General features: G+C 68.9%; 15 protein-coding genes, 2 pseudogenes and 1 riboswitch. Of the genes and pseudogenes, 7 read left to right on the forward strand and 10 right to left on the reverse strand.

Annotated features, from left to right (window positions below; all coding sequences use genetic code 11):
• Nucleotides 1-15: 15 nt before the first annotated feature.
• Nucleotides 16-848, reverse strand: a pseudogene (locus ADL12_RS26675) (helix-turn-helix domain-containing protein).
• On the opposite strand from ADL12_RS26675, the gene ADL12_RS54265 reads away from it, so the two are divergent.
• Nucleotides 847-1,020, forward strand: coding sequence for a hypothetical protein (locus tag ADL12_RS54265; RefSeq protein WP_159053306.1), 174 nt, complete (start codon nt 847-849; stop codon nt 1,018-1,020). The pseudogene ADL12_RS26675 and the gene ADL12_RS54265 overlap by 2 nt on opposite strands.
• A gap of 85 nt (nt 1,021-1,105) precedes the next feature.
• Nucleotides 1,106-1,467: pseudogene (locus tag ADL12_RS26680) on the forward strand (hypothetical protein); the annotation flags it as partial.
• Between the two features lie 16 nt (nt 1,468-1,483).
• On the opposite strand, the gene ADL12_RS26685 reads toward ADL12_RS26680, so the two are convergent.
• The 8 genes from ADL12_RS26685 to ADL12_RS26720 all read right to left on the reverse strand — a co-directional run bounded on the left by ADL12_RS26685 (nt 1,484) and on the right by ADL12_RS26720 (nt 10,926).
• Nucleotides 1,484-2,497, reverse strand: coding sequence for a ribonucleotide-diphosphate reductase subunit beta (locus tag ADL12_RS26685; protein WP_062706024.1), 1,014 nt, complete (start codon nt 2,495-2,497; stop codon nt 1,484-1,486).
• Nucleotides 2,497-4,872 carry a ribonucleoside-diphosphate reductase subunit alpha gene (locus tag ADL12_RS26690; RefSeq protein ID WP_062706027.1) on the reverse strand — a complete coding sequence of 792 codons (2,376 nt, stop codon included), beginning with the start codon at nt 4,870-4,872 and terminating at the stop codon, nt 2,497-2,499. The genes ADL12_RS26685 and ADL12_RS26690 overlap by 1 nt, the downstream gene beginning before the upstream one ends.
• Before the next feature lie 125 nt (nt 4,873-4,997).
• A riboswitch (cobalamin riboswitch) is annotated at nt 4,998-5,134 on the reverse strand.
• Between the two features lie 52 nt (nt 5,135-5,186).
• Nucleotides 5,187-5,693, reverse strand: a complete 507-nt coding sequence (locus tag ADL12_RS26695) for a GNAT family N-acetyltransferase (RefSeq protein WP_062706153.1) — start codon at nt 5,691-5,693, stop codon at nt 5,187-5,189.
• 72 nt (nt 5,694-5,765) lie between these two features.
• Nucleotides 5,766-7,376, reverse strand: a complete 1,611-nt coding sequence (gene mctP, locus ADL12_RS26700) for a monocarboxylate uptake permease MctP (protein ID WP_062706030.1) — start codon at nt 7,374-7,376, stop codon at nt 5,766-5,768.
• Nucleotides 7,373-7,636, reverse strand: coding sequence for a DUF3311 domain-containing protein (locus ADL12_RS26705; protein WP_079052301.1), 264 nt, complete (start codon nt 7,634-7,636; stop codon nt 7,373-7,375). The genes mctP and ADL12_RS26705 overlap by 4 nt, the downstream gene beginning before the upstream one ends.
• A gap of 128 nt (nt 7,637-7,764) precedes the next feature.
• A complete protein-coding gene (locus ADL12_RS26710) occupies nt 7,765-7,962 on the reverse strand; it encodes a CstA-like transporter-associated (seleno)protein (protein ID WP_062706035.1) in 198 nt (65 codons plus the stop codon).
• A complete protein-coding gene (locus ADL12_RS26715; RefSeq protein WP_062706038.1) occupies nt 7,937-10,072 on the reverse strand; it encodes a carbon starvation CstA family protein in 2,136 nt (711 codons plus the stop codon). Before ADL12_RS26715 ends, ADL12_RS26710 begins: the two co-directional genes overlap by 26 nt.
• Nucleotides 10,073-10,161: 89 nt before the next feature.
• Entirely contained in the window at nt 10,162-10,926 is a 765-nt protein-coding gene (locus ADL12_RS26720; RefSeq protein ID WP_062706041.1) for a GntR family transcriptional regulator, read from the reverse strand.
• 308 nt (nt 10,927-11,234) lie between these two features.
• On the opposite strand from ADL12_RS26720, the gene ADL12_RS26725 reads away from it, so the two are divergent.
• The 4 genes from ADL12_RS26725 (at nt 11,235) to ADL12_RS26740 (ending at nt 15,949) form a co-directional block, all read left to right on the forward strand.
• Nucleotides 11,235-12,512 (forward strand): extracellular solute-binding protein, encoded by a 1,278-nt coding sequence (locus ADL12_RS26725; RefSeq protein ID WP_062706044.1) that lies wholly within the window; start codon nt 11,235-11,237, stop codon nt 12,510-12,512.
• 116 nt (nt 12,513-12,628) lie between these two features.
• Nucleotides 12,629-13,615 carry a carbohydrate ABC transporter permease gene (locus ADL12_RS26730; RefSeq protein ID WP_062706047.1) on the forward strand — a complete coding sequence of 329 codons (987 nt, stop codon included), beginning with the start codon at nt 12,629-12,631 and terminating at the stop codon, nt 13,613-13,615.
• 3 nt (nt 13,616-13,618) lie between these two features.
• Nucleotides 13,619-14,449, forward strand: coding sequence for a carbohydrate ABC transporter permease (locus ADL12_RS26735; RefSeq protein ID WP_062706050.1), 831 nt, complete (start codon nt 13,619-13,621; stop codon nt 14,447-14,449).
• 9 nt (nt 14,450-14,458) lie between these two features.
• A complete protein-coding gene (locus tag ADL12_RS26740) occupies nt 14,459-15,949 on the forward strand; it encodes a glycoside hydrolase family 3 protein (RefSeq protein WP_062706052.1) in 1,491 nt (496 codons plus the stop codon).
• Nucleotides 15,950-16,114: 165 nt separating this feature from the next.
• Here ADL12_RS26740 and nagB read toward each other — a convergent pair whose 3' ends face one another.
• Nucleotides 16,115-16,900, reverse strand: a complete 786-nt coding sequence (gene nagB, locus ADL12_RS26745) for a glucosamine-6-phosphate deaminase (RefSeq protein WP_062706156.1) — start codon at nt 16,898-16,900, stop codon at nt 16,115-16,117.
• Between the two features lie 277 nt (nt 16,901-17,177).
• Between nagB and ADL12_RS26750 the strand changes: the two genes are divergently transcribed.
• Nucleotides 17,178-18,266, forward strand: a complete 1,089-nt coding sequence (locus tag ADL12_RS26750; RefSeq protein WP_062706054.1) for an SIS domain-containing protein — start codon at nt 17,178-17,180, stop codon at nt 18,264-18,266.
• The last annotated feature ends 22 nt before the right edge of the window (nt 18,267-18,288 follow it).

Below are 18,288 nucleotides of genomic sequence, written 5' to 3' on the forward strand. Positions count from 1 at the left end.
CCCGAAGGGGGCGGCTCAGGCTGCGCGTGGCCCCTGGAACGTCCGTCGGTAGGCGTTCGGGGTCGTCCCCAGCGCCCGTACGAACTGATGGCGCAGTGCGGCCGCCGTGCCGAACCCGGTCCGGCCGGCGATCGTGTCCACCGTCTCGTCCGTCGCCTCCAGCAACTCCTGTGCCAGCAGCACCCGTTGGCGCAGGATCCAGCGGTAGGGGGTCGTGCCGGTCTCTTGCTGGAAGCGGCGGGCGAAGGCGCGCGGGGACATGTGCGCGCGCTCGGCGAGCTGCTCGACGGTGACGTCCTCGGCGAGGTGGCGCTCCATCCACGCCAGCACCTCGCCGACGGTGTCGCACTGCGCGCGGGGCAGCGGGCGCTCGATGTACTGGGCCTGCCCGCCGTCCCGGTGCGGCGGTACGACCGTGCGCCGGGCGATCCTGTTGGCGACCTCGGGGCCCTGCTCCTTGCGCACGATGTGGAGGCAGGCGTCGATGCCGGCCGCGGTGCCGGCGGAGGTGAGGACCGGGTCGGCGTCGACGTGCAGCACGTCCGGCTCGACGACCGCCCGCGGAAAGCGCCGGGCGAGTGTCTCGGCGTGCCGCCAGTGGGCGGCACAGCGCCGCCCGTCGGGCAGCCCGGCCGCGCCCAGCACGAAGACACCGGAGCAGACGCTGAGTACCCGGGCACCTCGGTCGACGGCCCGCCGCAAGGCGTCGAGCAGTTCGGGCGGATAGGCACGGGTGACGCTCGTGCCCGAGGCCGGCACGGCGATCAGGTCGGCCGGACCGGGAGGCCCTCGTCGCTCCGGTCTAGGCCGAACACCTCGCAGACGACCCCGAGTTCGAGTGGTGTCATGACTGCGGAACAGACAGAAGGACTGATCTCGATGCTCACCGTTCTCGGCATGTTCGTCCTCCTCGTCCTCCCGTCGGTGATCGGGATCGTGCGCGACCGGCGTATCGACCGTCAGATCAGGGAGGCGCAGGAACACCGGGCCCATCAGCAGCGCTTCGCGCGGGCGGCGTAACCTCTCTGCACCAACAGGGGAGGATCATGAGACATCCGGGCTCACGCGGGTGAGCCCCTTCAACAGCAGCAACGGCTACGGGTTCGGCGACTGGATCTCCGACCGCATCGCGGAGTTCAAGATGAAGCGCGCCTCGAAGCTGACGACGGACGCGACCCCCGAGCCGGTCGCCAAGGGTGCGACGCTCACCATGAGCGGCAAGCTGTCCCGGGCGAACTGGGAGACCTGAGGTACCAAGGGTTCACGGGGCAGGAGGTCAAGCTCCAGTTCCGGCCGGCCGGCGCGAACACCCACTACAGCACCGTCAAGACCGTGAAGGCGGGCGACGCCGGGAAGCTCAGCACCAAGGTGACCGTCACCTCGGCGGGCAGCTGGCGCTGGTGGTTCCCCGGCACGACGACGACCGCGCGGGTCGTGTCGGCCGGGGATGCCGTCACCCTGAAGTAAGGCGGAGAGGTACGGCTCAGAAGTCCTCGTCCAGGTCGACGGTGCCCTCCACCGCCACCTGGTAAGCCGACGGACGCCGCTCGAAGAAGTTGGTGAGCTCCTGAACGCCCTGCAGCTCCATGAAGGAGAAGGGGTTCTCGGAGCCGTACACCGGAGCGAAGCCGAGGCGCGTCAGGCGCTGGTCGGCGACACACTCCAGGTACTGCCGCATCGAGTCGGTGTTCATGCCCGGGAGGCCGTCACCGCACAGGTCGCGCGCGAACTGCAGCTCGGCCTCGACGGCCTCCCTCAGCATGTCGGTGACCTGCTGCTCAAGCTGGTCGTCGAAGAGGTCCGGCTCCTCCTTGCGGACGGTGTCGACGACGTCGAAGGCGAAGCTCATGTGCATCGTCTCGTCGCGGAACACCCAGTTTGTGCCGGTGGCGAGGCCGTGCAGCAGGCCGCGGCTGCGGAACCAGTAGACGTACGCGAAGGCACCGTAGAAGAACAGGCCCTCGATGCATGCGGCGAAGCAGATGAGGTTGAGCAGGAAGCGGCGGCGGTCGGACTTGGACTCCAGGCGGTCCAGCTTCTCGACCTCGTTGATCCACTTGAAGCAGAACTCGGCCTTCTCGCGGATGGAGGGGATGTTCTCGACGGCCGCGAAGGCCGCCGCGCGGTCCTCCGGGTCGGGGAGATAGGTGTCGAGCAGCGTCAAGTAGAACTGGACGTGGACGGCCTCCTCGAAGAGCTGACGGCTCAAGTACAGCCGCGCCTCGGGGGAGTTGATGTGCTTGTACAGCGTCAGCACGAGGTTGTTGGCGACGATCGAGTCGCCCGTCGCGAAGAAGGCCACCAGGCGGCCGATGAGGTGCTGCTCGGAAGGTGACAGTTTCGCGAGATCTGTCACGTCCGAGTGGAGGTCCACCTCCTCCACGGTCCACGTGTTCTTGATGGCGTCCCGGTAGCGCTCGTAGAAGTCCGGGTAGCGCATGGGGCGCAGGGTCAGCTCGAAGCCCGGGTCGAGAAGGTTCTTTTCGGTGGAGCTCATTACTGGCAGGCCTCGCAGGACTCGGGGTTCTCAAGGGAGCAGGCGACGGCGTCGGGTTCGGCGACCTGCTGGACAGGGATGGTCTTCTCAGGCTGTGCCTGGGCCTGGGCGGCGCGGGCGATGCGGGTCGCCGGGCGTGAGCGCAGGTAGTACGTCGTCTTCAGGCCCGACTTCCAGGCGTACGCGTACATCGAGGAGAGCTTGCCGATGGTCGGCGTCTCCAGGAAGAGGTTCAGGGACTGGGCCTGGTCCAGGAACGGGGTCCGCGCGGCGGCCATGTCGATGAGGCCGCGCTGCGGGATCTCCCAGGCCGTGCGGTACAGGGCCCGTACGTCCGCCGGGATCCAGGCGAAGTCCTGCACCGAGCCGTTGGAATCGCGCAGCGCCTCGCGGGTGCGGGCGTCCCAGACGCCGAGTTCCTTGAGTTCGTTGACCAGGTAGGAGTTGACCTGGAGGAATTCGCCGGAGAGCGTCTCGCGCTTGAACAGGTTGGAGACCTGCGGCTCGATGCACTCGTAGACGCCGGCGATGGACGCGATGGTGGCGGTGGGCGCGATGGCGAGGAGGAGGGAGTTGCGCAGGCCGGTGGTGGCCATACGGTCCCGCAGCGCGGCCCAGCGCTCCGGCCAGGTCAGCTCGACGCCGTAGTGGTCGGGGTGCAGGACGCCCTTGGCCGTACGGGTCTTCTCCCAGGCCGGCAGCGGGCCGTTGCGCTCGGCCAGGTCGGTGGAGGCCTCGTACGCGGCGAGCATGATGCGCTCGGCGATCCGGGTGGAGAGGGCTCGGGCTTCCGGCGAGTCGAAGGGCAGCCGCAGCTTGAAGAAGACGTCCTGCAGGCCCATCGCGCCGAGGCCGACCGGGCGCCACTTGGCGTTGGACCGCCCGGCCTGCTCGGTCGGGTAGAAGTTGATGTCGACGACACGGTCGAGGAAGGTGACGGCGGTACGGACGGTGGCGTCCAGCCGCTCCCAGTCGATGTCGCCGGTCGTCGTGTCGACGAAGGCGCCGAGGTTGACCGATCCCAGGTTGCAGACCGCCGTCTCCCCGTCGTCCGTGACCTCCAGGATCTCCGTGCAGAGGTTGGAGGAGTGGACGACATGGCCCGGGAGCGCCGTCTGGTTGGCGGTGCGGTTGGCGGCGTCCTTGAACGTCATCCAGCCGTTGCCGGTCTGCGCGAGGGTGCGCATCATGCGGCCGTACAGGTCACGGGCCGGGATGGTCTTCTTGGCCAGCCCCGCCGCCTCCGCCTTCCGGTATGCCGCGTCGAACTCCTCGCCCCACAGGTCGACCAGCTCGGGCACGTCGGCGGGGGAGAACAGGGACCACAGGCCGTCGGCGTTCACGCGGCGCATGAACTCGTCCGGGACCCAGTGCGCGAGGTTCAGGTTGTGCGTACGGCGGGCGTCCTCGCCGGTGTTGTCGCGCAGCTCCAGGAACTCCTCGATGTCGGAGTGCCAGGTCTCCAGGTAGACCGCGGCCGCGCCCTTGCGCCGGCCGCCCTGGTTCACGGCGGCGACGGAGGCGTCGAGCGTCTTCAGGAACGGGACGATGCCGTTGGAGTGGCCGTTGGTGCCGCGGATCAGCGAACCCCGGGAGCGGATACGGGAGTACGACAGCCCGATGCCGCCGGCGTGCTTGGAGAGGCGGGCGACCTGGTGGTAGCGGTCGTAGATGGAGTCCAGCTCGTCCTTGGGGGAGTCGAGGAGGTAGCAGGACGACATCTGGGGGTGCCGGGTGCCGGAGTTGAAGAGCGTGGGGGAGGAGGGGAGGTAGTCGAGGCGGCTCATGAGCCCGTAGAGCGCGGAGACTTCGTCCACCGACCTGGCGGTGTCGTCCTCGGCGAGACCGGCGGCGACGCGGAGCATGAAGTGCTGCGGCGTCTCGATCACGCGACGGGTGATCGGGTGCCGGAGCAGGTACCGGCTGTGCAGGGTGCGCAGGCCGAAGTAGCCGAAGCGGTCGTCGGCGCCCGTGTCGATCAGGGCGTCGAGGCGGGCCGCGTGGAGACGCGCGAACTCGGCGGTCCGGTCCGCGATGAGCCCCTCCCGATGCCCGACGGCGACCGACTCGGTGAAGGACGTGACGCCCTGCGAGGCGGCCTCGGCGGCGATGGAGATGGTCAGCAACCGGGCGGCCAGCCTGCTGTAGGCGGGGTCCTCGGAGATCAGACCGGCCGCCGCCTCGGTCGCCAGCGCGCGCAGCTCCGCCTCGTCGGCCCGGGCGGACCGGCCGCGCAGCGCGGCGGCGGCGACCCGGCCGGGGTCGGCGTCGGGGAGGTCGGCGGTCAGCTCGGTCAGGGTCCGCAGCAGCGCGGTTCCCGGGCCGTCCTCGGCTGTCGGGGCAACTGAAACCGGGTCTGCTGGCGCGATGGTCACGTGGGGGCTCTCCCTCGCTCGGCACGGGGGCCTTGCGGAGGGCAGGGGGCAGCACACGAGCGCACGCGGCGTCGCGTCCACCGGCCCATTCCACGAGGCCCGGACGTCGGGCGCACCGGCCGGGTTGGCCGGGCGCGCTGTCGGCAGGTCCTCGGACTGACTCTCGTACGACGGTATGCGGGCATACGTGTACGAGTACACCGTTGCGGGACAGTTCCGGATTCGCACCGGATTCCCCTGCGGCGACAGCGAGCATGAGCATACATGTTGTGTCGGGTTCCGTTGACACCACCAGATGTTGTGTCGCGGTGGTGTCAGAGTGTCAACTCATAGGTGAGCAGAGTGATGTCGGCGAGGGCCGGGATCGGATTCCAGTCCCGCTCGGGGGTGCGGACGAAGCCCAGGCGTTCGTAGATGCGGTGGGCGCTGTGCATCGTGCGCTGGCTCGACAGGACGATCCGTACGCAGCCCTCCGTGGCCCGTGCGCGGTCGACGCAGGCGCGTACGAGGGCTTCTCCGGCGCCCCGGCCCCGGGCGTCCTGCGCGACCGCCAGCATGCGGATCTCGGCCTCGCCGGGCCCGGCTATGTCGGCCATCGGCCCGCCGCTCGGTACGAAGGTCACGCCGCCCAGCAGCCGTCCCTTCTCGACAGCCACCAGCACCTCGGCGGCGGCCGCCCGCTTGGCCACGTCCTTCAGCTCGCCGAGGTACTCGTCGCTCTCCCCGAAGTCGAGCAGACCGTCCTGGAGGTAGGCCTGCGCGGTGATCTCACCGAGGGCCTCGTACTCGCCGGGTTCCACCTGCCGGATCACGATGTCCATGCAGGTGAGTGTGGAGGACGGGTACGACAACGGGCCGCCGGATTTCTCCGGCGGCCCGTCGATGTCAGGTACTCAGTGGGACGCGCCCGCAGTCGCCGGCGGCAGTTCCACCTGGACGCCGGCGTCGCCCGAGTCCGCCGTGTAGTCCTCCGGCTTGGTCTCGTCGATGCCCTCGGGAGCCTTCGCCGCCTTCAGGATGAAGGTGAGGACGACCGTCACGACCACGTTCAGTACGAACGCCGTCAGGCCGATGTAGCCGATCTCCCCGATGCCCGGGATCTCCTTCGCCGGGCCGCCGAAGTGCTTCTGCGTCGGGGAGGCGACGCCGTACGCGGCGATCGTGCCGTAGACCATGCCGACCGCCCAGCCGGCCAGCAGGGCCCAGCGGTGGAACCAGCGGGTGAACAGGCCGCCGACCAGGGCCGGGAAGGTCTGCAGGATCCAGATGCCGCCCAGGAGCTGGAAGTTGATCGCGACCGTCTTGTCCATGGTGAGGACGAAGATCAGCGCGCCCACCTTCACCAGCAGCGAGACCAGCTTGGAGATCTTGGTCTCCTGCGCAGGCGTCGCGTCTGGCTTGATGAAGTCCTTGTAGATGTTGCGGGTGAAGAGGTTCGCGGCCGCGATGGACATGATGGCCGCGGGGACGAGGGCGCCGATGCCGATCGCCGCGAAGGCGACGCCCGCGAACCAGGACGGGAACATGTCCTCGAAGAGCTGCGGGATCGCCAACTGGGGGTTGGTGACCGAGACTCCGGCCGCGATCGCCATGAAGCCCAGCAGGGCGAGCAGGCCCAGCATCAGCGAGTACAGCGGCAGGATCGTGGTGTTGCGGCGGATCACCTCACGGCTGCGGGACGACAGCGTCGCCGTGATCGAGTGCGGGTACATGAACAGCGCGAGCGCGGAGCCCAGCGCCAGCGTGGCGTACGTCCACTGGCCCGCCTCGGGCGGGACCAGGCCGCCGGCCTTGGCCGCCGTGTACTTCTCGTTCGCCGCGGTGAAGATCTCGTCGAACCCGCCCAGCTTGATCGGGATGTAGATGATCGCCACCGCGATGACGACGTAGATCAGCGTGTCCTTGACGAACGCGATCAGCGCGGGGGCACGCAGACCCGACGAGTAGGTGTACGCCGCCAGCACACCGAAGGCGATGAGGAGGGGGAGGTCCTTCACGAACCAGTTGGTGTTCTCGCCGCCGCCCACGCCCATCACGTCCAGCACCGCCTGGATGCCGACCAGCTGGAGCGCGATGTACGGCATGGTCGCCAGGAGGCCGGTGACGGCCACGGCCAGCGACAGGCCCTTGGAGCCGAAGCGGCCGCGCACGAAGTCCGAGGTCGTCACATAGCCGTGCTTGTGGGAGACCGACCACAGGCGGGGCAGGAAGGTGAAGATCAGCGGGTAGATGAGGATCGTGTAGGGCACCGCGAAGAAGCCGGCCGCGCCGGCCGCGTAGATCGCCGCCGGGACCGCCACGAAGGTGTACGCGGTGTACAGGTCGCCGCCGAGCAGGAACCAGGTGATCCAGGTGCCGAACGAGCGGCCGCCCAGACCCCATTCGTCGAGGCTGTGCTCGTCCTCGGCCTTGCGCCAGCGCGCGGCCAGGAAGCCCATGACCGTCACGGCCAGGAAGAAGATGATGAAGACGGCGAGTGCCACGCCGTTCACGCCGTCCTTCATTCCGACGCACCGCCCTTCTCGGAAGCACGGGCGCGCTGGTCACGCTGCCACAGCTGGTACGCGACCATCGTCAGCAGCGTGGAGATCAGGACCCACAGCATCTGGTACCAGTAGAAGAACGGGATGCCGGCGAACTCCGGGTCGGTCTTGGCGTACGAACCCACCCACAACATCGCCACGAAGGGCGCGACGAGGCAGAGCGCGATGACGACCCGGACGGGTGTCACCACCGCTCTGTTCACCTCTGGGGCATCTGACATCTGACGGCTCCGTCCCCTCACTGATCACCTGTGAAACGCGCAGGCAATGTAGGTGACGATGCAACGACAGCGGAAGACCCCGTCCGCATATCGGATGTGGAGGGTTGGTGCGTACGACGGCGGGGCGCTCAGCAACAGCGGAAGCCCTGGCGCGGATCCTGCTCCTGGCGGTCGGTCCGCATCCGCTCGAAGTCGCGCCGGGAGGGCACCCGCGCGTCCGGGTGCTCGCGTCGTACGTGCGCGACATATCGGTCGTACGCCGACTCGTCGGTCAGCTCACGCACATACCGGCGCACGCCGCTAAGCACCCGTCGAAGCGACCGCACGGCGCTCCTCCTCCTTCTCCTCCTTCGTCGGGATCAGCCCGGCCGGAGCGGTGATCTTCGATTCGACATACGGCGCCTCGCTGAGCGTGGACAGCGCCGGGCGTCGGACGTGCCGGACGCAGACGCGGGTCGCGTCGACGATGACGACGACGATCAGCAGGGCGAGGACCGCCGAGAGGACGCCGTCCACCGTGGAGTTGGTGACCACGGTGTGCATGTCGTCCATACTCTTGGCGGGCGGCAGGACCTCGCCGCGGTCGATGGCGTCCTGGAAGACCTGACGCTGCTTGAAGAAGCCGACCTTCGGGTCGCTGGAGAAGACCTTCTGCCAGCTGGCGGTGAGCGTCACCGTGGCGTCCCAGGCGAGCGGGATCCCGGTGATCCAGGCCCACTTGAGGCGCCCGGACTTCACCAGCAGGGTCGTGCAGACGGCGAGGGCAACCGCGGCCAGCAGCTGGTTCGAGATGCCGAAGATCGGGAACAGCTGGTTGATGCCGCCGAGGGGCTCGTGGACGCCGACCCACAGGAAGTACCCCCACAGGCCGCACACCACCGCGCTGGTGATGACCAGGCCGGGCTTCCAACTGACGTTCTTGAACGGCCGGTAGACGTTGCCCAGCGTGTCCTGGAGCATGAACCGGCCCACGCGGGTGCCGGCGTCCAGGGCGGTCAGGATGAACAGCGCCTCGAACATGATCGCGAAGTGGTACCAGAAGGCGCGCAGGCCGCCGCCGGTGACCTGGGAGAAGATCTCCGAGACGCCGATGGCGAGGGTGGGCGCGCCGCCGGTGCGGGAGAGCAGGGACGCTTCCTCGACGTTCTCCGCCGCCCGGGCGAGCGCCTCGGGGGAGATCTGGTAGCCCCAACTGCCCACGACCTGCGAGGCGTTCTGCACCGTGTCCCCGATGACCCCGGCGGGCGCGTTCATCGCGAAGTACAGGCCCGGGTCGATGATGCTCGCCGCGACCAGCGCCATCACCGCGACCGACGACTCCATCAGCATGGAGCCGTAGCCGATCATCCGGACCTGTGTCTCCTTCTGGATCATCTTCGGCGTCGTACCGGACGAGATGAGCGAGTGGAAGCCGGACAGGGCGCCGCAGGCGATGGTGATGAACACGAAGGGGAACAGGGAGCCCGCGAAGACCGGGCCGTCGCCGCGTGAGGCGAAGTCCGTCACCGCGTCCATCTTCAGCGTCGGCAGCGCGATGACGACACCGAGGGCGAGCAGGCCGATCGTGCCGATCTTCATGAAGGTGGACAGGTAGTCGCGCGGCGCCAGCAGCATCCACACCGGCAGGATCGAGGCGATGAAGCCGTACGCCACCAGCCAGACGACCAGCGTGGAAGGCGCGAGGGTGAAGGTGTCGGCCCACGAGGACTCGGCGACCCAGCGGCCCGCGATGAGGGCGAACAGCAGCAGGGCGACGCCGATGACGGAGACCTCGGTGACCCGGCCGGGGCGGAGCACGCGCAGGTAGAAGCCCATCAGCAGGGCGATCGGGATCGTCATCGCGATGGAGAAGGTGCCCCAGGGCGACTGCGCGAGGGCGTTGACGATCACCAGGGCCAGCACGCCGAGCAGGATGATCATGATGGCGAAGGCGGCGAGCAGCGCGGCCGCCCCGCCGAACGGGCCGATCTCCTCGCGCGCCATCTGGCCGAGTGACCGTCCGTCCCGGCGGGTGGAGAAGAACAGCACCACCATGTCCTGGACCGCGCCCGCGAAGATGACGCCGGCGATGATCCAGACCGTGCCGGGGAGATAGCCCATCTGCGCGGCCAGGACCGGGCCGACGAGGGGGCCGGCGCCCGCGATGGCCGCGAAGTGGTGGCCGAGCAGGACGCGGCGGTCGGTGGGGTGGAAGTCGATGCCGTTGTTGAGGCGTTCGGCGGGGGTGGCCCTGGTCCTGTCGACCTTCAGGACCTTGTACGCGATGAACTTCGCGTAGAAGCGGTAGGCGATGGCGTACGAGCCGAGGGCGGCCGCGACCATCCAGGCGGCGGAGACCTCCTCGCCCCGGGAGAGCGCGAGCACGGACCAGCCCGCCGCACCGACGAGCGCGACAAGGGTCCAGATGACGATGGATCGGACGTTCGCGGTACGCACCGGGGAGTCCTCCCGTCCATGCGGCGACGGGAGGAACGTAGAGCAGGATGCGCAGTTGCGCTACACCGCGTGCAGTACCGCGAAGGGCCTTAATCCTGGGGCCGCTTGAGCCGGGCCACGAACTTGTAGCGATCCCCCCGGTACACCGACCGCACCCACTCCACCGGCTGCCCCTCCCGGTCCAGCGAGTGCCGGGACAGCATCAGCATCGGCAGGCCCACGTCGGTGCCGAGCAGGCCGGCCTCGCGCGGGGTCGCCAAGGAGGTCTCGATGGTCTCCTCGGCCTCGGCGAGATGGACGTCGTAGACCTCGGCGAGCGCGGTGTAGAGCGACGTGTACTTGGCCAGCGACCGGCGCAGGGCGGGGAAGCGCTTGGCCGACAGGTGCGTGGTCTCGATGGCCATCGGCTCGCCGTTCGCCATGCGCAGTCGCTCGATGCGCAGCACGCGCCCGCCGGCCGTGATGTCGAGCAGCTCGGCGAGGCGGTCGTCGGCGGTGATGTAGCCGATGTCCAGCAGCTGTGAGGTCGGCTCCAGGCCCTGGGCGCGCATGTCCTCGGTGTACGAGGTGAGTTGCAGCGCCTGCGAGACCTTCGGCTTGGCGACGAAGGTGCCCTTGCCCTGGATGCGCTCCAGGCGGCCCTCGACGACGAGCTCCTGCAGGGCCTGGCGCACGGTCGTGCGGGAGGTGTCGAACTCGGCGGCCAGGGTGCGCTCGGGCGGGACCGGGGTGCCGGGTGCCTGGGTCTCCGTCATGTCGAGGAGGTGCTTCTTCAGGCGGTAGTACTTGGGCACGCGGGCGGTACGGACCGTGGCGCCGTTCTCGTTCTCCGCACTGCTGACGTCGGTGCTCATGGTCTGCCTTCCCGGCTCCGGATGCGGGGTCACATCGTGATCCCTTCTGTATACCGTCGCCGCCTCTTTTGGTCTAGTCCACAGTGTGTCAAGTGGTCTAGCGGACGAGAGTACTCCGGCGCCGCTGTTTTCGCTGGCTTCTTACTTAAAGGTTCCTTCATATGTAGGTCGCATAACGGCTGGTCAGAGGCTATTCGGCACCCTTGACACGCTTCATGGTCTGGTCCAAGCTCCCCCTACTGGTCTACACCATTGGTCCAGGTCCCGGCCCATGGGCGGGAGGTGTGGGCATCCCTGAGGAGGGTGGCGTGAAGCGCAAGCTGATATCCGCGATCGGTGTCGCGGGCATGATGATCTCGCTGGCGGCGTGCGGGGGCGACAACGGCGACGGCGGGGACAAGGCCGGGGCGGACGGCTACGCGGGCCAGACGCTCACGGTGTGGGTGATGGACGGATCCTCGCCGGACCAGTGGCAGAAGGACGTCGCCGCGGCCTTCGAGAAGCAGACCAAGGCCAAGGTCAAGTTCGAGATCCAGCAGTGGAACGGCATCCAGCAGAAGCTGACCACCGCCCTGTCGGAGGAGAACCCGCCGGACGTCTTCGAGATCGGCAACACCCAGACCCCGGCCTACGCCAAGACCGGCGGCCTCGCCGACCTCGCCGACCTGAAGACCTCCATCGGCGCCGACTGGACCGAGTCCCTCAACGAGTCCTCCCTCTACGACGGCAAGCAGTACGCCGCCCCGTGGTACTTCGCCAACCGCGTCGTCCTCTACAACAAGAAGATCTGGGCCGAGGCCGGCCTCAAGGACACCCCCAAGACCCGCGATGAGCTCTACGCCGACCTCAAGCAGATCGGCGAGAAGACCGACGCCGAGCCGATCTACCTGCCCGGCCAGAACTGGTACCACTTCGTCGGCCTGACCATCGGTGAGGGCGCCGAGCTGGTGAAGAAGGACGGCGACAGTTACGTCTCCAACCTCGCCGACCCGAAGGTCGCCGCCGCCATGGAGACGTACAAGAAGTTCCAGGCGCTGTCCAAGGCGCCCAAGGACAAGGACGAGGCCACCCCGCAGCAGGGCGAGGTCTTCGGCAAGGGCAACGTCGGCGCCTTCATCGGCATGGGCTGGGAAGCCGGCATCGCGATCAAGGCCAACCCGAAGATCGAGAAGGAGATCGGCTACTTCACCATCCCGGGTGCCACGGCCGACAAGCCCGAGGGCGTCTTCCTCGGCGGCTCCAACCTCGCGGTCGCCGCGGGCAGCGAGAAGCAGGAGCTCGCCAAGGAGTTCCTGAAGATCGCCCTGTCCGACAAGTACGAGGGCGAGCTGGCCAAGCTCAACGGCGTCATCCCGAACAAGGAGTCGCTGCAGACCAACCTCAAGGGCAACGTCGTCGCCGAGGCCGCCGCGCCGGCCGCCGCGGGCGGTGGCACCACGCCGCTGATCCCGGAGTGGGCCGCCGTGGAGAACGCGCCCAACCCGATCAAGACGTACATGACCGCCGTGCTGAACGGTAAGTCCCCGGCGGAGGCCGCGGCGCAGGTCGAGGACGAGTTCAACAAGCGGCTGTCGCAGCAGCAGTAGTAGGAGCAGCGGCAGTAACGGCGCCGGTGTGCGCGCCGGGGCGGGGGATGCGCGTGACGCCCCCGCCCCGGCGACCGCACGCGGGTCTACGTACGTCGAGAAGAGAGATCGCGAGCATGACCGTGCAGACCGAACGGCCGCCCTCCGGCCCGGTGGACGTGGCCAAAAGGGCTGAGAGCGGGCCCGCCGGACCGGGACGCCGAGCCGCGTCGCGCCTCGGCCCGCTCACCCCGTACCTTCTGCTGCTGCCGGCCTGCGCGGCCACCGTGCTGCTGCTCGGCTGGCCGCTGCTGAAGGACGTCCTGCTGTCGTTCCAGAACCTCAACATGGCGCAGCTGATCCAGCACGTCACCGAGTGGAACGGCATCGACAACTACAAGGAGGTCCTCACCGGCGAGGACTTCTGGCGCGTCACCCTGCGCTCGATCCTGTTCACGGCGGTCAACGTTGTCCTGATCATGATCCTCGGCGCCCTGGTCGGCCTGCTGCTCGCCCGCCTCGGCCGGCGGATGCGGGTCACGCTGATGATCGGGCTCGTGCTGGCCTGGGCGATGCCCGTGGTCGCCGCGACCACCGTCTACCAGTGGCTGTTCGCGCAGCGCTTCGGCGTCGTCAACTGGGTCCTGGACAAGCTGGGTTGGCACTCCATGGCCGACTACAGCTGGACCAGCAGCCAGATGTCGACCTTCTTCGTGGTCACGGTGCTGATCGTCTGGCAGTCGATCCCGTTCGTCGCGATCAACCTGTACGCGGCCACGACCACCATCCCGAGCGAGCTCTACGAGGCCGCGTCGCTGGACGGGGCGGGCGGGTGGCAGAGCTTCACCACCGTGACGCTCCCGTTCCTGCGCCCGTTCCTCTACGCCACGACGTTCCTGGAGGTCATCTGGGTCTTCAAGGCGTTCGTGCAGGTCTTCACCATCAACGGCGGCGGCCCCGACCGGCTCACCGAGATCCTGCCCGTCTACGCCTACATCGAGGGCGTCGGCAACCAGCACTACGGCATGGGCGCGGCGATCGCCGTCCTGACCATCCTGATCCTGCTCGGCCTGACGGCCTACTACCTCAGGATCGTGCTCAAGCAAGAGGAAGAGGAGGTCTGATCGGTGAAGCGCTCACTCTTCGGCCGCCTGTGGCCCAACGTCACGGCCGTCGTCCTGTTCATCGGCTTCGTCTTCCCCGTGTACTGGATGTTCGCCACGGCCTTCAAACCGACCGGCGACATCATCTCCGAGGACCCGGTCTGGTTCCCGACCGACATCACCTTCGAGCACTTCAAGCGGGCGACCGGCGTCGACCACTTCTGGACGTACGTCACCAACTCGCTGATCGTCACGCTGTGCGCGGTCGTCCTGGCCCTGGTCATCGCGCTCGCGGGCTCCTTCGCCCTGGCCCGGATGCGGTTCAAGGGACGGCGCGGCTTCGTCATCGGCTTCATGCTGGCCCAGATGGCACCCTGGGAGGTGATGATCATCGCGATGTACATGATCGTGCGGGACGCGTCGATGCTGAACAGCCTCGTGCCGCTGACGGTCTTCTACATGATGATGATCCTGCCCTTCACCATCCTGACCCTGCGCGGCTTCGTCGCCGCCGTGCCCCGGGAGCTGGAGGAGGCCGCGATGGTCGACGGCTGCACCCGCGCCCAGGCCTTCCGCAAGGTCATCCTGCCGCTGCTGGCCCCGGGCCTGATGTCCACGTCCCTGTTCGGCTTCATCACCGCATGGAATGAATTCCCCCTGGTCCTGGTGCTGAACAAGGAGACGGAGGCGCAGACCCTGCCACTGTGGCTGTCCAGCTTCCAGACCGCCTTCGGCAACGACTGGGGCGCGACGATGGCGGCGTCCTCCCTCTTCGCCATCCCGATCCTGATCCTCTTCGTCTTCCTGCAGCGCAGGGCAGTCAGCGGCCTGACGGCCGGCGCCGTGAAGGGATAACGCCACCCGATGACGACATTCGCCAGCGGCACCGACACTCTGACGCGCGATGCCCTGACCGTCCTGCAGCCCGGCTTCACCGGCACCACCGCCCCCGACTGGCTGCTGCGCCGCCTCGGTGAGGGCCTTGCCTCGGTCGGCCTGTTCGGCCGCAACATTGCTACACCGGAACAACTTGCTGCCCTTACCGCCCAGTTGCGCGCCGAGCGGGACGACGTTCTGGTCGCGATCGACGAGGAGGGGGGTGATGTGACGAGGCTGGAGGTGAGGACCGGCTCCAGCTTCCCCGGCAACCACGCCCTGGGCGCGGTGGACGACGTCGAGCTGACGAGGCAGGTGGCGTCCGAACTGGGCCGCCGCCTGGCCGCTTGCGGAGTGAACCTCAACTGGGCCCCGTCGGCGGACGTGAACTCCAACCCCTCCAACCCGGTCATCGGCGTACGCTCCTTCGGCGCCGACACCGCCCTGGTCGCCCGCCACACCGCGGCCTATGTCGCCGGCCTGCAGTCGGCGGGCGTGGCGGCCTGCACCAAACACTTCCCGGGCCACGGCGACACGGCCGTCGACTCCCACCACGCGCTCCCCCGCATCGACGCGGCCCTGGACGTGCTGTCGGACCGCGAACTCTCCCCGTTCCGCGCCGCGATCGCCGCCGGCACGAGGGCGATGATGAGCGCGCACATCCTCATCCCCGCCCTGGACCCCGACCACCCGGCGACCCTCTCCCGCCCGGTCCTGACGGACCTCCTCCGCGGCGACCTCGGCTACACCGGCCTCATCGTCACCGACGGCATGGAAATGCAGGCCATCGCCGCCACCTACGGCATCGAACGCGGCAGCGTCCTCGCCATCGCGGCCGGCGCGGACGCGATCTGCGTCGGCGGCGGCCTGGCGGACGACGAGACGGTACGCCGCCTGCGGGACGCTCTGGTCACGGCGGTCCGCTCGGGCGAGTTGCCCGAGGAACGCCTGGCGGAGGCAGCGGAACGCGTCCGCGAACTGGCCCGCTGGACGGCGACCGCGGCAGCGGCCCCGGCGGCCGGGGGCGGGGTGCGCACGGACGTGGGCCTGACTGCCGCCCGCCGCGCCCTGAAGCTGACCGCCGCCGCGGACTTCACCCCCCTCGCTGAGGCGCCCTACGTCGTCGCCTTCACCCCGGTCGCGAACATCGCCGTCGGCGACGAGACGCCCTGGGGCGTGGCGGCGGAACTGGCCCGCCTGCTCCCGGGCACGGAGACGGGCAGCTTCGCCGGGAAGGACGCGGGGCGCGAAGCACTGGGCGCGGCGGGGGACCGCCGGATCGTGGCGGTGGTCCGCGACGAACACCGGCATCCCTGGATGCAGACGGCCCTGGACGTCCTGCTGACGGCTCGCCCAGACACGATCGTCGTCGAGATGGGCGTCCCCCAGGCGGCTCCCCGCGGCACCCTCCACATCGCAACCCACGGCGCGGCGCGTGTGTGTGGGCGCGCGGCGGCGGAGGTCATCGCGGGGAAGTAGCCGTTACGACGAGCAAGGCGCCGGTCCCCCTTTCAGCGGACCGGCGCCTTCAACGTCCCTAGGGGCGCGGGGCTGTATCGATATGCGGCTCCGCCGCGTGGGCGCGACCAGCCACCTACGGCCCGCAGCCCGCAGAAAACCGAACCCGGCAGACGAAACCGCTTCTCAAATCCCCTGCCAATCAGGCTTGTTGGCAAACGTGTGCCGGAAGTAGTCGGCAAGCTTCAACTTGGACGCAGCCCCCTCATCCACAACAACCGTCGCATGCGGATGCAACTGCAACGCCGAGGCCGGACACACCGCAGCCACCGGCCCCTCCACAGTCGCCGCAACCGCATCCGCCTTGCCCTCCCCGGTGGCCAGCAACACCAGATGCCGAGCCTCCAGAATCGTGCCGATCCCCTGCGTGATCACGTGATGCGGCACCTGCTCGATATCCCCGTCGAAGAACCGCGCATTGTCGACCCGCGTCTGCTCCGTCAGCGTCTTGATCCGCGTCCGCGAGGCCAGCGACGAGCACGGCTCGTTGAACCCGATGTGCCCGTCCGTCCCGATCCCGAGCAACTGCAGATCGACGCCCCCGGCATCCGCCAGCGCCGCGTCATACGCCTCGCACGCCCCCTGCACGTCCTCGGCCGTACCGTCGGGCCCCATGAACGCGTCCATCCCGATGCCGAGCGGCTCCAGCACCTCGCGCCGCAGCACCGACCGATACGACTCCGGATGCTCGGCGGGCAGCCCCACATACTCGTCCAGCTGCGCGATCCGCGCGTGGGAGACGTCCACGGCACCGGAGCGCACCTTGGCCGCGAGCGCCGCGTAGATGGGCAGCGGCGTCGACCCGGTGGCCACGCCGAGCACGGCGTCCGGCTTGCGCCGAAGCAGCTGTGCCATGGCCTCGGCAATCAGCTCGCCACCCGCCTTGGCGTCCGGAACGATGACAACTTCCACGCTGGGCCTGCCGATCTGAAGAGGGACTCGAAGGGCACCCTGAAGGGGCATGTGGTTTAGACCAATCTAACAGAGCGGGGCTCCGAGGCCCAGGTGAACGCAAGCCCCGTGGGCAGTTCGGGAGCCCGTCGGGCAGGCGTCATTCCCCGTCGGGGAGTGGAATGGAGACTGTCCGTCCGAAGCGACAGGCGCCGTGCGCCGCATGACGAGCGCGAGAGCAGAAGACGCGCGACACGAGAGCAGGAAGCGCGCGACACGAGAGCAAGAAGGGCCCCGCATGACCGCCACGACCCCGTACCCGCCCGACCCCCACGCCCCGCACATCGACCTCCCCGGCCAGATCATGGCCCGTGAGATGGCCGAACAGCCCGCCGTGCTGCGCCGGATCCTGTCCCAGGGTGCCCCCGCCGTCCGCAAGGTCGCCCAGGAGATCGCCGCCCGTGCGCCCCGCTTCGTCCTGCTCACCGCCCGCGGCACCTCCGACAACGCCGCGCTCTACGCCAAGTACCTCCTGGAGATCCGCCTCGGCCTGCCCTGCGGCCTGACCTCGATGTCGACCACCACGGCCTACGGAGCCCGCCCCGACCTCACCGACGTCCTCGTCGTCACCGTCAGCCAGTCCGGCGGCTCCCCGGACCTCGTCGCCTCGACCCGGGCCGCCCGCGAGGCCGGTGCGATCACCCTCGCGGTGACCAACAATCCCGACTCACCGCTGGCCGACGTCTCCGAGTACCACCTCGACATCATGGCCGGACCGGAGAGGGCCCTGCCCGCCACCAAGACCTATACGGCCTCCCTTCTCACCCTGTACCTCTTCGTCGAAGGCCTGCGCGGCGGCGACGGCACCCCCGCCAAGGTGCTCCGGGACCTTGCCGGGCAACTGCTCGCCCGGCAGAACGAGGTCCGCACCCTCGCCGCCCGCTACCGCTTCGCCGAACGCATGGTGATCACCTCCCGCGGCTACGGCTACCCCACGGCCAAGGAGGCCGCCCTCAAGCTGATGGAAACCAGCTACATCCCGGCCCTCGCCTACTCCGGCGCCGACCTCCTGCACGGCCCGCTCGCCATGGTCGACAACGTCTCCCCGGTCATCGCGGTCGTCACCGACGGCAAGGGCGGCGATGCCCTCCAGCCCGTCCTCGACCGCCTCCGCGGCCGCGGCGCCGACCTGGTCGTCATCGGCCCCCGCCACCAGGTCGAACACGCCTCGGCCGGCTTCGTCCTGCCCACCGAGGACGTGGCCGAGGAGGTCCAGCCGATCCTGGAGATCCTCCCCCTCCAGCTCCTGGCCTACGAGGTGACCATCGCCCGAGGGCAGGACCCGGACGCGCCGCGCGCGCTGGCCAAGGTGACGGAGACACGCTGAGCCTGGGCTGCCCAAGAGGCTG

The organism is Streptomyces regalis (assembly GCF_001509475.1).
In the GTDB taxonomy this organism is placed as follows: Bacteria; Actinomycetota; Actinomycetes; order Streptomycetales; family Streptomycetaceae; genus Streptomyces; species Streptomyces regalis.

Coding starts and splice junctions, on each gene's coding strand:
- ADL12_RS54265 (WP_159053306.1), top strand. CDS start 847: ATGACTGCGGAACAGACAGAAGGACTGATCTCGATGCTCACCGTTCTC.
- ADL12_RS26685 (WP_062706024.1), bottom strand. CDS start 2,497: ATGAGCTCCACCGAAAAGAACCTTCTCGACCCGGGCTTCGAGCTGACC.
- ADL12_RS26695 (WP_062706153.1), bottom strand. CDS start 5,693: ATGGACATCGTGATCCGGCAGGTGGAACCCGGCGAGTACGAGGCCCTC.
- mctP (WP_062706030.1), bottom strand. CDS start 7,376: ATGAAGGACGGCGTGAACGGCGTGGCACTCGCCGTCTTCATCATCTTC.
- ADL12_RS26705 (WP_079052301.1), bottom strand. CDS start 7,636: ATGTCAGATGCCCCAGAGGTGAACAGAGCGGTGGTGACACCCGTCCGG.
- ADL12_RS26720 (WP_062706041.1), bottom strand. CDS start 10,926: ATGAGCACCGACGTCAGCAGTGCGGAGAACGAGAACGGCGCCACGGTC.
- ADL12_RS26730 (WP_062706047.1), top strand. CDS start 12,629: ATGACCGTGCAGACCGAACGGCCGCCCTCCGGCCCGGTGGACGTGGCC.
- ADL12_RS26740 (WP_062706052.1), top strand. CDS start 14,459: ATGACGACATTCGCCAGCGGCACCGACACTCTGACGCGCGATGCCCTG.
- ADL12_RS26750 (WP_062706054.1), top strand. CDS start 17,178: ATGACCGCCACGACCCCGTACCCGCCCGACCCCCACGCCCCGCACATC.